The organism is Streptomyces sparsus, from assembly GCF_054776295.1.
Window position 1 is genome coordinate 1 of sequence record NZ_BAAHCA010001601.1, and the last position, 651, is coordinate 651.

The following is a 651-nucleotide window of genomic DNA, read 5'->3' on the forward strand; positions in this document are numbered from 1 at the left end:
GCTCGCCGTGCTGGCGTCCGGCTGCGGCACCCCGGCGGGCAACGGGAGTTCACCCCCGCCGGGCCCGGCCGGGCAGTCCCCACCGGGCTCGCTGTCCGGCGCCGTGCCGGGCTGTCCCAGCTCGGGGGTGGAGATGGGCACCGAGGTGCCGAGCGCGGCGATGGGCCTGCGGGTCATGACGGTGACGATGGCCAACTGCGGCGACGGACCGGTGACGGTGTCCGGCTACCCGTCGCTCAGAGCGCTCGACGACGAGCGGAAGCAGATCGACGTGCGGGTCATCGAAGGCCGCTCCTCCATCCACACCGACGCCACCTTCGAGGCCGAGCCCCGCCCGGTGACCCTCAAGCCCGGCGAACGGGCCCGGGCCGCCGTCGCGTGGCGCAACACCGTCACCGCGAGCGACCGGGCCGCCGACGTGGGGCACTACCTGGAAGTCGCCCCGGCCGCCGGTGATCCGGGCCAACTGACCACGCCTGACGGCACGATGGACCTGGGTACCACCGGACGGATCAGCGTCAGCCCCTGGCACCGCCCGGCCACGAACCCCTGAGACGGGCGGGTCTCCGGGGCGGTCCGGTCGCGTCCCGCCTCGCCCCCGGCGCGTCCCGCCGGACGGCTGCTCACGCCCGGAGGGACGCGTCGGGGCCG

1 protein-coding gene is annotated in these 651 nt (G+C 76.0%); it reads left to right on the top strand.

From position 1 onward, the window contains the following. Positions 1 to 553 (top strand): DUF4232 domain-containing protein (locus tag ACYVE9_RS29845; protein ID WP_461030987.1); only part of this gene is annotated, 553 nt, incomplete at its 5' end. Positions 554 to 651: the final 98 nt, after the last annotated feature.